Here is a 13,533-nt window from a genome sequence, read left to right as displayed (position 1 = left end):
GGAAAACATGGTTTGCGATAACGCTCCGATCAATGTGGCAAAACCGGCACCTCGCCGCTCCAGGCAAGCGCAGGTGGTGTGGGGATCCCGCATTGTCACGGTAGGGGGTGATGCGCCTGTGCGGGTCCAGTCCATGACCAATACGGACACGGTGGACGCCATCGGCACGGCCATCCAGGTGAAGGAGCTTGCCCAGGCGGGGTCGGAGTTTGTCCGGATCACCGTCAACACGCCGGAGGCTGCAGCGGCGGTTCCCTACATTCGGGAGCAACTGGACCGCATGGGGGAAAGCGTCCCCCTGGTCGGTGATTTCCATTACAACGGACACCGGCTTCTGACGGATTTTCCGGATTGTGCGCAGGCATTGTCGAAATACCGCATCAATCCGGGCAACGTCGGCAAGGGTGACAAGCGGGATCGACAGTTCGGTCAGATGATCGAAGCGGCCATGCGCTGGAACAAGCCGGTTCGCATCGGCGTCAATTGGGGTAGCCTGGACCAGGAGCTTCTGGCCAGCCTGATGGATGCCAACAGCCGCCGCTCCACTCCGTGGGATGCGCGCCAGGTGATGTACGAGGCGTTGATTACCTCCGCGGTCGAGTCGGCCCGTCGCGCCGAAGATATGGGCATGGATGGCAATCAGATCATCCTGTCGTGCAAGGTCAGTGGCGTTCAGGACCTGGTTTCGGTTTACCGTGAACTGGCGCGCCGCTGCGACTATGCGCTGCATCTGGGGCTCACGGAGGCCGGCATGGGGACCAAGGGAACGGTTGCTTCGGCGGTGGCCTTGTCCATACTGCTGCAAGAGGGCATCGGCGACACCATTCGCGTGTCGCTCACGCCCCAACCCGGTGAAGCGCGGACGCAGGAAGTGGTGGTCGCCTCGGAGATTTTGCAGTCGCTGGGGTTGCGGATTTTCGTGCCCAGCGTGACGGCCTGCCCAGGCTGTGGCCGCACCACCAGCACCACGTTCCAGGACCTTGCCAAACAGATTGATGATTTCCTTCGTGCGCAGATGCCCGTGTGGCGTGTGCGCTATCCCGGTGTGGAAAGCCTCAAGGTGGCGGTCATGGGGTGCATCGTGAATGGCCCGGGTGAAAGCAAGCACGCGGATATCGGCATCAGCCTGCCTGGAACCGGTGAAGCGCCGGCTGCCCCTGTTTTCATTGATGGTGAAAAAGCCCTCACCCTGCGGGGCGACAACATCGCCAATGAATTCCACCAGATCGTTGAAAACTACATAGAAAAGCGATTCGGTGCAGTTTCTGCAACTGCCTAGGACTGGCCATATCCCCTATTCAGGGCGCCGCTGTCTTTCATGGGGGCGCCCCATTTTTTGTCTTCCCCTGTCCATAAAGAAAAATATCGCAGTGAGTACTGAAAAAGGAACCCCTGTGGCGAGGCTTGAGAAGCTGACCGCCGTCAAAGGCATGAACGATATATTGCCGCCCGAATCCGCGCGGTGGGAGTGGCTTGAAAGCAAGGTGCGGGCGCTGATGGAGCGATACGCCTATCGCAACATCCGCACCCCCATCGTCGAGCCGACGCCGTTGTTTGTGCGCGGGCTGGGCGAGGTGACTGACATCGTCGAGAAGGAGATGTATTCCTTTGAGGACCGTCTCAATGGCGAGCAGCTGACCTTGCGGCCGGAGGCGACGGCGGGCGTGGTGCGTGCGGTGGCTGAACACTCCATGCTGTACGACGGTGGTAAACGCTTGTACTACATGGGGCCCATGTTCCGGCATGAGCGTCCGCAACGCGGACGGTACCGCCAGTTCCACCAGATTGGTGCGGAAGCGCTCGGATTTCCGGGCGCGGAACTGGATGCGGAATTGATTTTGCTGGCCAATGCGTTATGGAAAGAACTGGGCCTTCAAAATGTGCGCCTTGAACTCAATAGCCTCGGGCAGCCAGACGAGCGCAAGGCGCACCGCGCTGCCTTGATTGCCTATCTGGAGCGTCATGTGGATGCTCTGGATGAGGAGGCGCGTCGGCGCCTGCACAGCAATCCCCTGCGGATTCTGGATACCAAGAATCCGGCCATGCAGGCGATTGTCGAGGCGGCGCCGCGATTGATCGATTTCCTGGGTGAGGCATCCCTGGGCCACTTCAATGCAGTGAAGGCCATCCTGGATGCCAACGGAGTTTCCTGGCAGGTCAATCCACGGTTGGTTCGTGGCATGGATTACTACAATCTCACCGTGTTTGAGTTTGTCACCGACCAGCTGGGCTCCCAGGGCACCATTTGCGGCGGTGGGCGGTATGACTACCTGATTGAACAGATTGGTGGCAAGGCCGCGCCTGCAGTAGGTTGGGCGCTCGGGGTGGAGCGCGTGCTGGAGCTTCTGAAAGAGCAGGGCAGCGCCATTCCCCCAGTATCACCAGATGTTTATGCCGTCATCCCGGATGTGACCACTTTGCCTGTGGCCGTTGCAACGCTGGAGAAGTTGCGGGCGCATGGCGTCAGCGTCCAGATGCATGGTGCCCCAGCGTCGGGTGAAGGCATGGGTAGCATGAAATCCCAGTTCAAAAAAGCGGACGCCAGTGGTGCCCGGCACGCGCTGATTTTTGGATCCGATGAATTGGCGCGTGGCATGGTCTTGTGCAAATCGTTGCGAGACGGCAGTGGTTCGCAGATTGAGCACCGCCTTGATAATGTTTCCGAGTGGGCCAGCACCCTCCAAATTTCCCGTTAATCCCCAGCATATTCATGGCCAATCATCTCGATCTCGAAGAACAAGAGCAGCTTGATCAACTCAAGCATTTCTGGAATACCTGGGGCACATTGATCAGTAGCTTGGCGCTGCTGGTATTTGGTTCAGTAGCAGCGTGGAATGGCTACCAGTATTGGCAAAATCGCCAGGCAACGCAGGCTGCGGCACTTTTTGATGCCGTGGATGTGGCTTCAAGCACTGGTGACCAGGCGCGCATGGAACAGGCATTCGGTGACCTTCGCTCCAAATATTCAGGAACGACCCAGGCAGCCCAAGCCGGGCTGATTCTTGCCAAAACCATGTTCGACACCGGCAATATCAAGGGTGCCAGGGAAGCTTTGGCTTGGGTTGCTGAAAAGGCCAATGATGATGGCTACAAGGCGCTTGCCAGCTTGCGTCTGTCCAGTGTGCTGATGGATCTGAATGAGCTGGATGAAGCGCTCAAACAGGTCTCGGGATCATTTCCTGCAGAGTTCGAGGCGGTGGTCGCTGATCGCAAGGGCGACATATTGATGCTGCAGGGGAAGCAGGACCAAGCCGTCGCTGAGTACAGGCGCGCATTCAAGGCGTTAGATGACCGTGTGGAGTATCGCCGCCTGGTAGAGGTCAAGCTCAACGCATTGGGAGTCCATCCACAAGGCGCTGCCATGGCTGTTGTTGTATCCGATGAGGTCAAGAAATGAGATTCGCCCTAGCCCCGTTTCCCCCACAGTGGATATCGCGTGCGAAGCATGTGGTGTCTGTACTTTTGATTGGGGTTGTTCTGAGTGGCTGCTCTCTCTGGGGTGGGAGTTCCAAGCCAGTGCCTGCGGATCTTGGGCCTAATGTTCCCGTTCTGGGTGTCCGCCAGGTTTGGACAGCGCGTATCGGGAGCGTTGCAGGGTTGCCGCTGGATATTCACGCCGCGGGCCACGTCGTGACACTAGCCTCGGCGGATGGCGTTGTGGTCGCTCTGGATGCCCGCTCGGGGGCGGATCTATGGCGCACATCGCTGGGTGAACCCTTGTCGGCAGGTGTTGGCAGTGACGGCAAGTGGACTGCCGTTGTTTCCCGCAGCAATATGCTGGTGGCTATGGAGGCCGGGCGTGAGCTGTGGCGCAAGCCGTTGCAGACGCAGACCTTCACCGCCCCGCTGGTTGCAGGAAACCGCATTTTTGTGCTGTCAGCTGATCGGTCGGTTTCTGCCTATGATGCGGCGACGGGGCGGCGTTTGTGGATTCAGTCCCGCCCAGGTGAGCCACTGGTATTGCGTCAGTCCGGGGTGCTCTTGGCGGTTGGTGATACGCTGGTGGTCGGCTTGTCGGGCCGATTGGTAGGTTTCAATCCTGACAATGGCAGCGTGCGATGGGAAGCACCCCTGGCCAGCGCTCGGGGCACGAACGATGTAGAGCGCCTGGTGGATCTGGTGGGACGTGTTTCGCGTGTCGGCGACAGTGTTTGTGCGCGTTCATTCCAGGCAGCGGTCGGATGCGTGAATACGGCGCGCGGCACCGTGGCATGGACGCAGCTTGCCGCGGGAATCGAGGGCATCCACGGCGACGGCGAACTTATTTTCGGGGCTGAGAGCAATGGGTCGCTGCTGGCCTGGAGACGAGCCGATGGCACGCGCGCCTGGACATCGGATCAGCTCAAATTTCGAAAGCTCACGGCGCCATTGCTGTTGGGGCGGTCGGTCGTCGTGGGGGATGATGCCGGGCTCGTGCATCTGCTGTCCCGCGAGGATGGCAGTCCCTTGAACCGATTGACTACAGATGCCTCCGGCATCGCCGCCGCGCCGGTTGTCGCTGCAGATACTTTGGTGGCTGTCACCCGCAATGGCGGGATATACGGCTTCCGTCCTGATTGATGGGTTGTTTTCAATGAAGCCAGTTATCGCCCTCGTGGGGCGTCCGAACGTCGGAAAATCCACGTTGTTCAACCGCCTCACAAAGTCGAGGGATGCCATCGTGGCCGACTTTGCCGGACTGACGCGCGACAGGCACTATGGCAATGGCAAGCAAGGCAAGCACGAGTACATCGTGATTGACACCGGGGGGTTCGAGCCGGATGCGTCCAGTGGTATCTACCGCGAGATGGCCAAACAGACGCAGCAGGCTGTGGCGGAAGCCGATGTGGTGATTTTTGTGGTGGATGCCCGTGCGGGTGTTTCGGCGCAGGACCACGATATTGCGAACTACCTGCGCCGCCTTGGCAAGCCCTGTGTTCTGGTCGCGAACAAGGCGGAGGGCATGCTGCAGGGTATCCAACTGGCTGAGTTTTACGAACTGGGCCTTGGTGACGTTTACCCCGTGTCCGCTGCCCACGGGCAGGGAATTCGCGGGCTGGTCGATCTTGCCCTGGAATCGCTGCATCTGCCGGAGCCGGACGATGCCGAGCAGGACATCGACAAGGGCGTGATCAAGCTGGCTGTGGCTGGCCGCCCCAATGTGGGTAAATCAACGCTGATCAACACCTGGCTGGGTGAAGAGCGCCTGGTGGCTTTCGATATGCCGGGCACCACCCGTGATGCCATCACGGTGCCTTTTGAGCGCAATGGCCAACGGTTTGAGCTGGTCGACACGGCCGGCTTGCGTCGCAAGGGGAAAGTGTTTGAGGCCATCGAGAAGTTCTCGGTGGTCAAGACCCTGCAGGCCATTGAGTCCGCCAATGTGGTCTTGCTGTTGCTGGATGCCACCCAGGGTGTCACGGACCAGGACGCGCATATTGCCGGATACATCCTTGAGAGTGGGCGCGCGGTGGTTCTGGCCGTCAACAAATGGGATGCCGTGGATGACTACCAGCGCCAATTGCTGGAGCGGTCTATTGAAACCCGGCTGGCATTCCTGAAGTTTGCGGCCATGCATTTCATTTCCGCAAAAAAGAGGCAAGGTCTGGGTCCACTTTGGACCTCGATCGCCCAGGCGCACAAGGCGGCCACCTGCAAGATGTCTACGCCAGTGCTCACGCGCGTGCTGCTGGAGGCGGTGCAGTTTCAAGCACCCAAGCGTGCAGGCATGTTCCGACCCAAGATGCGCTACGCCCACCAGGGCGGCATGAATCCACCGGTCATCGTGATCCACGGTAATTCTCTGGAGCATGTGACGGATGCCTACAAGCGTTTTCTGGAAGGGCGTTTCCGCAAGGAATTCGATCTGGTGGGAACCCCCCTGCGCATCGAAATGAAGACCTCTCACAACCCCTTTGCCGACAAAGACGACAGTTGAATCAAGAGCGTGAATTCCGGAGGGATTTGGCGGGGGTGTGCCCTGACTGCGGCGCACGCTGTGGTAAGGTGCTGGTTTACAACAACACTTGAACACGGAGAATATCGTGAGCAATAAAGGCCAACTTCTGCAAGACCCCTTCCTTAACGCCCTGCGCAAGGAGCATGTGCCGGTTTCCATTTATCTCGTAAACGGTATCAAGCTGCAGGGGCAAATTGAATCATTTGACCAGTATGTCGTGCTACTTCGTAACACGGTGACTCAGATGGTCTACAAACACGCCATTTCTACCATTGTGCCGGGTCGTGCGGTCAATTTCTCGACAGCTGATACCCCGGATGCTGACAACAGCGGCGCCTGATTTGCGGTGTCACTGCACGGCTGGCCTGCAACGGCCCGCCAAGAAGATGGGCCGGTTCATTTGAGTTCCTCTGATTCGATCAACGCTCCCCGCGCTCCAGTGCTGTTGGTGGGAGTCGATTTTGGTCTTCCTCATTTCGACTCCAATCTTGAAGAATTGGGGCTGCTCGCGCAGACCGCTGGTCTGGAGCCTGTCGCACGCCTGACGTGCAAGCGCAAGGCACCGGACGCGGCGCTGTTCGTCGGCTCTGGCAAGGCAGATGAAATCCGCACGCTTGCGCAGATGCACGGTGCTGTGGAGGTGCTTTTTGACCAGACATTGAGTCCGGCACAGCAACGCAATCTTGAGCGCCATCTGGAGTTGCCGGTCAACGACCGCACGCTGTTGATCCTGGAAATATTTGCCCAGCGCGCCCGCAGCCACGAAGGCAAGCTGCAGGTGGAGTTGGCGCGTCTGCAGTATCTGAGCACACGCCTTGTTCGTCGGTGGTCGCACCTGGAGCGCCAGCGCGGCGGGATTGGTGCGCGCGGAGGGCCGGGCGAAACCCAGATCGAGCTGGATCGCCGCATGATCAGCGACGCTGTCAAGCGCACCAAGGAGCGCCTGGTCAAGGTGAAGCGCCAGCGCTCGACGCAACGGCGTCAGCGTGAGAGGCGGGATACTTTCAACATTTCTTTGGTGGGCTACACCAACGCGGGCAAATCCACCCTGTTCAACGCCTTGGTAAAGGCCAGGGCGTATGCCGCCGACCAGCTGTTTGCCACCCTGGACACCACGACGCGGCAGCTTTATCTCGGGGAGGCCGGTAGATCCGTTTCGCTGTCAGACACCGTCGGTTTTATTCGTGACTTGCCGCACGGATTGGTGGATGCCTTCCAGGCCACGCTGCAAGAGGCCGTGGATGCCGATTTGCTGCTGCATGTAGTGGATGCGTCCAACCTCAACTTTCCTGAGCAGATCGATCAAGTTCAACGCGTGCTGCACGAAATCGGCGCCGCCGATATCCCCCAGTTGTTGGTATTCAACAAGCTGGATGCGGTGCCACCGGAGCAGCGTCCCGCCATGTTGCAGGATGTTTACGAGCTGGATGGACGACCGGTCGACCGCCTGTTTGTCAGTGCGCGGACCGGGGAGGGGCTGGATGTGCTGCGGCAGAAATTGGCCCAGACCGTGTTGGCGGCGCAGTCCGACATGACCCCAGGCACTCTCACTGAATTCCCGATCCAGGCACCTTGATTGGGCACAATGCCGGTTGAATCGATGTCACCAGAGAACCAGAGACTTTGCGCATGAATTTCCAAAACCGTAACCCCCGCTGGGCCATGCTGCCGGAACGCGTCCGGGGGATGTTCAACCTGAACGATCCACGATGGGGGCGCGGCGAGGATAAGCCCGAGGATGGCAACCGCCCCGATCCGGAGCGTCCACCGGCACAGCCTGCGGGCGGCCGTGGGCGTGACAAAGGGCCTGCTGGGCAGCCGCCGGATCTGGACGAATTGTGGCGCGACCTCAATCGCAAGCTGGGAGGGTTGTTCGGCAACAAGGGCGGTGGATCGCGTGGACCTGGTGGCGGCAATGGTGGTGGTTTTCAGCCAGACATGAAGAGCGCAGGCATGGGCATTGGACTCATCGCCGGGATTGTGTTCGTGATCTGGATGGGAACCGGCATTTTCATCGTTCAGGAAGGCCAGCAGGCCGTCATTACCCGGTTTGGCAAGTACCAAAGCACCAAGGGAGCGGGGTTCAACTGGCGCCTTCCTTATCCGATCGAACGCCATGAACTGGTCTTTGTGACCCAGATTCGGTCTGCCGACGTGGGGCGGGACAATGTCATCAAGAGCACGGGCCTGCGTGAGTCGGCCATGTTGACCGAAGATGAAAACATTGTCGAAATCAAGTTCGCAGTCCAGTACCGCCTGAGCGACGCACGGGCCTGGCTTTTCGAAAGCAAGAATCCGGCAGATGCGGTGGTGCAAGCGGCAGAAACTGCCGTGCGCGAAGTGGTTGGCAAGATGCGCATGGACACGGCCTTGGCCGAAGAGCGTGACCAGATTGCTCCGCGGGTACGCGCACTGATGCAGACGATTCTCGACCGCTACAAGGTCGGAGTGGAGGTCGTCGGCATCAATCTGCAGCAAGGGGGCGTGCGTCCACCGGAGCAGGTGCAAGCGTCGTTTGACGATGTATTGAAGGCTGGCCAGGAGAGAGAGCGGGCCAAGAATGAAGCCGAGGCCTACGCCAATGACGTCATTCCCCGTGCAGTCGGTTCAGCATCCCGGCTTAAGGAGGAGGCGGCTGCTTACAAGGCCCGCATCGTGGCCCAGGCCCAGGGCGATGCACAACGGTTTTCGTCTGTTCTGGCCGAATACCAGAAGGCCCCCCAGGTTACGCGTGACCGCATGTACCTCGAGTCCATGCAGCAGATTTACGGCAACGTCACCAAGGTGCTGGTGGAGTCGCGGCAGGGTTCCAACCTGCTCTACCTGCCGCTGGACAAGATCATGCAGAACGTCGCGCAATCACCTGGAGCCGTCGAAGCTCCTGTCAGTGGTGGTGCGGCGGCGGTCGTGCCGCCATTGGCGCCGGCTGGCAGTTCGTCGAACGATTCCCGTGCGCGTGACAGCAGTCGTACGCGTGACCGCGAAACCCGCTAGGAGCAGCTTGTGAACAGAGTTGGATTTATTGCTTCTACCGTTTTGGTAGTGCTCGCATTGATGAGTTCGATGCTTTTTGTGGTGGACCAGCGCCAGTTCGGCGTCTTGTATGCCTTGGGGCAGATCAAGGAGGTCATCACGGAGCCCGGGCTGAATTTCAAGCTGCCGCCGCCTTTCCAGAATGTGTCTTATATCGACAAGCGGTTATTGACGCTCGACAGCACCGACACCGAGCCCATGCTGACGGCCGAAAAACAGCGCGTGGTCATTGATTGGTATGTGCGCTGGCGCATTTCCGAGCCCACTGAATACATCCGCAACGTTGGTCTGGATGAGAATGCTGGGGCAATGCAGCTCAATCGCGTGGTGCGCAATGCATTTCAGGAAGAAGTCAACAAGCGAACCGTCAAGGAGCTGCTGTCGCTCAAGCGAGAGGACTTGATGGCCGACGTGAAACGCGAGGTGCTGGAAACCGTCCGCGGTGCTAAGCCTTGGGGTGTGGACGTGGTGGATGTCCGCATCACCCGGGTGGACTATGTCGAGGCAATCACCGAATCCGTTTATCGCCGGATGGAGGCGGAGCGCAAGCGCGTGGCCAATGAGTTGCGCTCGACGGGGGGCGCGGAGGGGGAGAAGATCCGTGCCGATGCCGATCGCCAACGCGAGATCACCATCGCCAATGCCTACCGTGATGCACAGAAGGTCAAGGGTGAAGGGGATGCCGAGGCTGCGCGCATTTATGCCGAATCTTTTGGCCGCGACCCTCAATTTGCGCAGTTCTATCGCAGCCTGGAGGCGTACAAGGCAAGTTTCAGCAAGAAGAGCGACGTGATGGTGCTCGATCCTTCATCGTCTGATTTCTTCAAGGTTTTTCGGGGCGGCTCGGCTACCCCTGCTGCGCAGCCGGCACGCAAATAACGCCCCGGCAGTGCGCGTGGAATTGAACGATAGTCTCTGGACGGCGCTGGCTTTGGTGTTGGTGATTGAGGGGCTCCTGCCGTTCGTGTCACCCGCTGGCTGGCGCCGTGTTTTTACGCAGATGGTGCAGTTGCGCGATGGCCAGATTCGTTTTTTTGCGTTGCTGTGCATCGTGTCTGGCATAGCGATGCTGCTTGTCTGATTCTGCCGGACGTCCCTCCTGAGCCTGAGCGGAGTTTCAGTGGGTTTCGTCCCTGCCGGTAGAATCGCGTTTTTAACAGCCTTCCCATTTTTCCATGTCTGCTTGGGTCCTGCCGGATCACATTGCCGATGTCTTGCCGTCCGAAGCGCGGCACATCGAAGAATTGCGTCGCGGGCTGCTTGATACGGCCCGCTGCTATGGCTATGAGCTTGTCATGCCGCCGTTGCTGGAGCACCTGGAGTCTTTGCTGACCGGAACCGGTGAGGCGCTTGGCCTGCAGACCTTCAAGTTGGTGGACCAGCTCTCTGGCCGCTCCTTGGGGCTGCGTGCCGACACTACACCCCAGGTGGCCCGCATTGATGCCCACCTGCTCAACCGTAAGGGTGTCACTCGTCTGTGTTATTGCGGCCCGGTGGTACACACACGGCCTGATCGTCCCCATGCGACGCGTGAGCCCCTGCAGTTTGGTGCGGAAATTTATGGCCATGCCGGGCTGGAGGCAGACCTTGAGGCGGCATTGCTGGCCCTGGATTGCTTGCGCGTGGCGAATGTGCAAGACGCCAGCGTGGACCTTGCCGATGTGCGCATTGTTCGCAGCTTGCTCGCAGGCGTTGCCGTGGATGCCCCGTTGCTTCAGGCCATCCATGCAGCATTGGCAACCAAGGATTCCGGCGAACTGGCGTTTTTGGCCCGCGATTTTCCCGTGGCATCCCGTGAGGGGCTGCTTGCACTGTTGCAGCTCTATGGGGATGACAGTGTTCTGATTGAGGCCGAAAAAGCCCTCAAGCGTACGGCTGGCGTGCGTGAGGTGCTCTTGAATTTGAAGTGGCTGGCGTCCCGTCTGGAAGGCGTTCGCGTCAGTTTTGACCTGGCTGATTTGCGGGGCTACGCCTATTACAGCGGAGCGCGTTTTGCCATCTATGCGCCCGGAGCCAGTGACGCATTGGTGCGTGGCGGTCGCTATGACGAAGTGGGCGCCGTGTTTGGTCGCAACCGACCTGCGGCAGGTTTCAGCCTTGATATCAAGCAGGTGGTCAGCGTGGTGTCGCCGCGTGCGCTCAAGGCCGCCATCCGTGCGCCCTGGGGCGACTCGGGTGATGTGCATGCTGCCATTGCAGCTTTGCGTAGCCGCGGCGAGACCGTGGTCTGTGTACTGCCGGGGCATGAAAGTGAAGTTGATGAGTTCCATTGCGACCGAGAACTGATATCAGTCTCCGGTCAGTGGGTCGTGCAAGCTATTGAAGCAACTGACAATTGAATTGGGTCTGTGATGAAAGTTACCAAAGGTCGCAATGTGGTCGTGGTCGGCACCCAGTGGGGTGACGAGGGCAAAGGCAAACTGGTGGACTGGTTGACGGAGAGCGCGCAGGGCGTGGTCCGCTTTCAGGGGGGGCACAACGCAGGGCACACGCTGGTGATCAATGGCGTGAAGACCGCGCTGCATCTGATCCCGAGTGGCATCATGCGACCGGGTGTCAAGTGCTACATCGGCAACGGCGTGGTGTTGTCTGCAGCCAAGCTTTTCGAGGAAATTGAAGGGCTTGAGAAGGCCGGCGTGGAAGTGCGTTCACGCCTGCGCATCAGCGAGGCGTGCCCGTTGATACTTCCATTCCATGCGGCGCTGGACGTGGCCCGGGAAGCAGCCCGTGAACAAGGTGGTACGGAAAAGATTGGCACTACCGGTAGAGGGATTGGTCCTGCTTACGAGGACAAAATTGCCCGCCGTGCCCTGCGGGTACAGGACCTCAAATACCCGGAGCGGTTTGCCGCGAAATTGCGCGAACTCCTTGCCTTGCACAATCACGTGCTGACAACCTTTTTGGGGTCTGCCAAATTCGTTTTTGGTGACACTCTTACGCCTTATCTTCGTGATGGCGAAGTGCAGTTCGATGCGGTCTACACCGAGGCCATGAGGCACGCCGAGTTGCTCAAGCCCATGATGGCGGATGTCTCGCGGGAGCTCAACGACGCACACCAGACAGGTGACAACCTGCTGTTTGAAGGTGCGCAAGGCACCCTGCTGGATGTGGATCATGGCACCTACCCCTATGTCACTTCCAGCAATTGCGTCGCAGGCAACGCTGCTGCGGGTTCGGGCGTCGGCCCCGGCATGCTGCATTACATCCTTGGCATTACCAAGGCCTACTGCACGCGCGTGGGCGGCGGTCCCTTTCCTACTGAGCTGGATTGGGAAAAACCGGGAACGCCCGGCTATCACATGAGCACGGTGGGCGCCGAAAAGGGCGTGACGACGGGGCGCAGTCGACGCTGTGGATGGTTTGATGCCGCCTTGCTCAAGCGCAGCGCACAGGTCAATGGCTTGTCAGGGTTGTGTATTACGAAGCTGGATGTTCTCGATGGTCTGGATGAGTTGAAGCTGTGTACCGGGTACGAGCTCGACGGAGACTTGATCGATCTGCTGCCAATGGGGGCCGATGACATTGCCCGTTGCCAACCCATTTATGAAACGTTGCCAGGCTGGAGCGATTCCACCGTCGGCGTCACGGACTATGCCAAGCTGCCCCTGGCCGCTCGGCAATACCTGGAACGCATTGCCGAAGTCACGGGCGTGCCGATCGCCATGATTTCGACAAGTCCGGATCGCGATCACACCATCCTGATGCGCCATCCTTACGTGGCATAACCTCTCTGCGTGCTCGATTACAGTGCGCTAGCAGCTATTAAATCAGGAGCGAACATGTTGACGGAAGACGGCAAACACCTTTATGTGAGTTATGACGAGTACCACAGCCTTATCGAGAAGCTGGCGCTGAAGGTGCATCAGTCGGGATGGGAGTTCGACACCATTCTCTGCTTGGCCCGCGGAGGGCTGCGTCCAGGGGATATCCTGAGTCGTATCTTTGACAAGCCTTTGGCAATCATGTCAACGAGTTCCTATCGGGCAGAAGCCGGAACGGTGCAGGGGCACCTAGATATCGCGCGCTTCATCACAACGCCCAAAGGTGAAATCGCTGGGCGAGTGTTGTTGGTGGATGACCTGGCGGACTCCGGCCACACGTTGCACGCGGTGATCGACATGTTGAAGACGAGCTACGCTCCTATTTCAGAATTGCGCAGCGCCGTGATCTGGACCAAGGGGTTGTCAATGTTCACGCCGGACTACTCGGTGGAGTTTTTGCCTACGAATCCGTGGATTCACCAGCCGTTCGAGGGGTATGACAGCCTGGGGCCCGACAAGTTGCTGGAGAAGTGGAAGGTTTGAGCGAAGATAGTTCAGCAGGGGCTGGTTTCGCCAGAATTTCCATGCTATAGTAAAAGGCTTCGCTGTTCAGAGGCGCCCTTTGGGTCTGTTCTGGGTAGCGAGGCAAGAGGGTTTAGCGAGAAGTTGGGGTTTTGGTTGATGCGGGGTAAAAACCCGGTATATAATTCAAGGCTTCGCTGGTATTTGCGGGTTGCTGGAGACGGCGGTTTGTGAAGAGAGTGCAAAGACCTTTTGGTTGACGGGGTTGAAAAACTCTGA

General features: G+C 59.0%; 13 protein-coding genes. All 13 read left to right on the top strand.

The window, feature by feature from the left end; all coding sequences use genetic code 11:
* The first annotated feature begins 7 nt into the window (after nucleotides 1-7).
* The 13 genes from ispG (at nucleotide 8) to J8G26_RS05840 (ending at nucleotide 13,275) form a co-directional block, all read left to right on the top strand.
* Nucleotides 8-1,279, top strand: a complete 1,272-nt coding sequence (gene ispG / locus J8G26_RS05900) for a flavodoxin-dependent (E)-4-hydroxy-3-methylbut-2-enyl-diphosphate synthase (RefSeq protein ID WP_087748205.1) — start codon at nucleotides 8-10, stop codon at nucleotides 1,277-1,279.
* Nucleotides 1,280-1,430: 151 nt separating this feature from the next.
* Nucleotides 1,431-2,696, top strand: a complete 1,266-nt coding sequence (gene hisS / locus J8G26_RS05895) for a histidine--tRNA ligase (protein WP_232476547.1) — start codon at nucleotides 1,431-1,433, stop codon at nucleotides 2,694-2,696.
* Nucleotides 2,697-2,710: 14 nt separating this feature from the next.
* Nucleotides 2,711-3,397: a tetratricopeptide repeat protein gene (locus tag J8G26_RS05890; protein WP_087744678.1), complete on the top strand. Its 687-nt coding sequence runs from the start codon at nucleotides 2,711-2,713 to the stop codon at nucleotides 3,395-3,397.
* Nucleotides 3,394-4,560, top strand: coding sequence for an outer membrane protein assembly factor BamB (bamB, locus tag J8G26_RS05885; RefSeq protein ID WP_210568270.1), 1,167 nt, complete (start codon nucleotides 3,394-3,396; stop codon nucleotides 4,558-4,560). The genes J8G26_RS05890 and bamB overlap by 4 nt, the downstream gene beginning before the upstream one ends.
* 13 nt (nucleotides 4,561-4,573) lie before the next feature.
* Nucleotides 4,574-5,917, top strand: a complete 1,344-nt coding sequence (gene der, locus J8G26_RS05880) for a ribosome biogenesis GTPase Der (RefSeq protein ID WP_210568269.1) — start codon at nucleotides 4,574-4,576, stop codon at nucleotides 5,915-5,917.
* Between the two features lie 106 nt (nucleotides 5,918-6,023).
* Nucleotides 6,024-6,278: an RNA chaperone Hfq gene (hfq, locus tag J8G26_RS05875; RefSeq protein WP_086928773.1), complete on the top strand. Its 255-nt coding sequence runs from the start codon at nucleotides 6,024-6,026 to the stop codon at nucleotides 6,276-6,278.
* A gap of 60 nt (nucleotides 6,279-6,338) precedes the next feature.
* Nucleotides 6,339-7,514, top strand: coding sequence for a GTPase HflX (hflX, locus tag J8G26_RS05870; RefSeq protein ID WP_246881277.1), 1,176 nt, complete (start codon nucleotides 6,339-6,341; stop codon nucleotides 7,512-7,514).
* Nucleotides 7,515-7,567: 53 nt separating this feature from the next.
* A complete protein-coding gene (gene hflK / locus J8G26_RS05865) occupies nucleotides 7,568-8,932 on the top strand; it encodes an FtsH protease activity modulator HflK (RefSeq protein WP_210568268.1) in 1,365 nt (454 codons plus the stop codon).
* Nucleotides 8,933-8,941: 9 nt separating this feature from the next.
* Nucleotides 8,942-9,850 (top strand): protease modulator HflC, encoded by a 909-nt coding sequence (hflC, locus tag J8G26_RS05860; protein WP_210568267.1) that lies wholly within the window; start codon nucleotides 8,942-8,944, stop codon nucleotides 9,848-9,850.
* Between the two features lie 16 nt (nucleotides 9,851-9,866).
* On the top strand, nucleotides 9,867-10,052 hold the full coding sequence (locus J8G26_RS05855) for a DUF2065 domain-containing protein (protein ID WP_026436286.1): 186 nt from the start codon (nucleotides 9,867-9,869) through the stop codon (nucleotides 10,050-10,052).
* 94 nt (nucleotides 10,053-10,146) lie between these two features.
* Nucleotides 10,147-11,310, top strand: a complete 1,164-nt coding sequence (locus tag J8G26_RS05850; protein WP_087744693.1) for an ATP phosphoribosyltransferase regulatory subunit — start codon at nucleotides 10,147-10,149, stop codon at nucleotides 11,308-11,310.
* 12 nt (nucleotides 11,311-11,322) lie between these two features.
* On the top strand, nucleotides 11,323-12,696 hold the full coding sequence (locus tag J8G26_RS05845) for an adenylosuccinate synthase (protein ID WP_210568266.1): 1,374 nt from the start codon (nucleotides 11,323-11,325) through the stop codon (nucleotides 12,694-12,696).
* Nucleotides 12,697-12,750: 54 nt separating this feature from the next.
* Entirely contained in the window at nucleotides 12,751-13,275 is a 525-nt protein-coding gene (locus J8G26_RS05840) for a phosphoribosyltransferase (protein WP_210568265.1), read from the top strand.
* Nucleotides 13,276-13,533 lie beyond the last annotated feature (258 nt).

The organism is Acidovorax sp. JG5 (assembly GCF_017939685.1).
Classification (GTDB): Bacteria; Pseudomonadota; Gammaproteobacteria; order Burkholderiales; family Burkholderiaceae_C; genus Acidovorax.
This window is presented reverse-complemented; position numbering and strand designations above follow the sequence as displayed.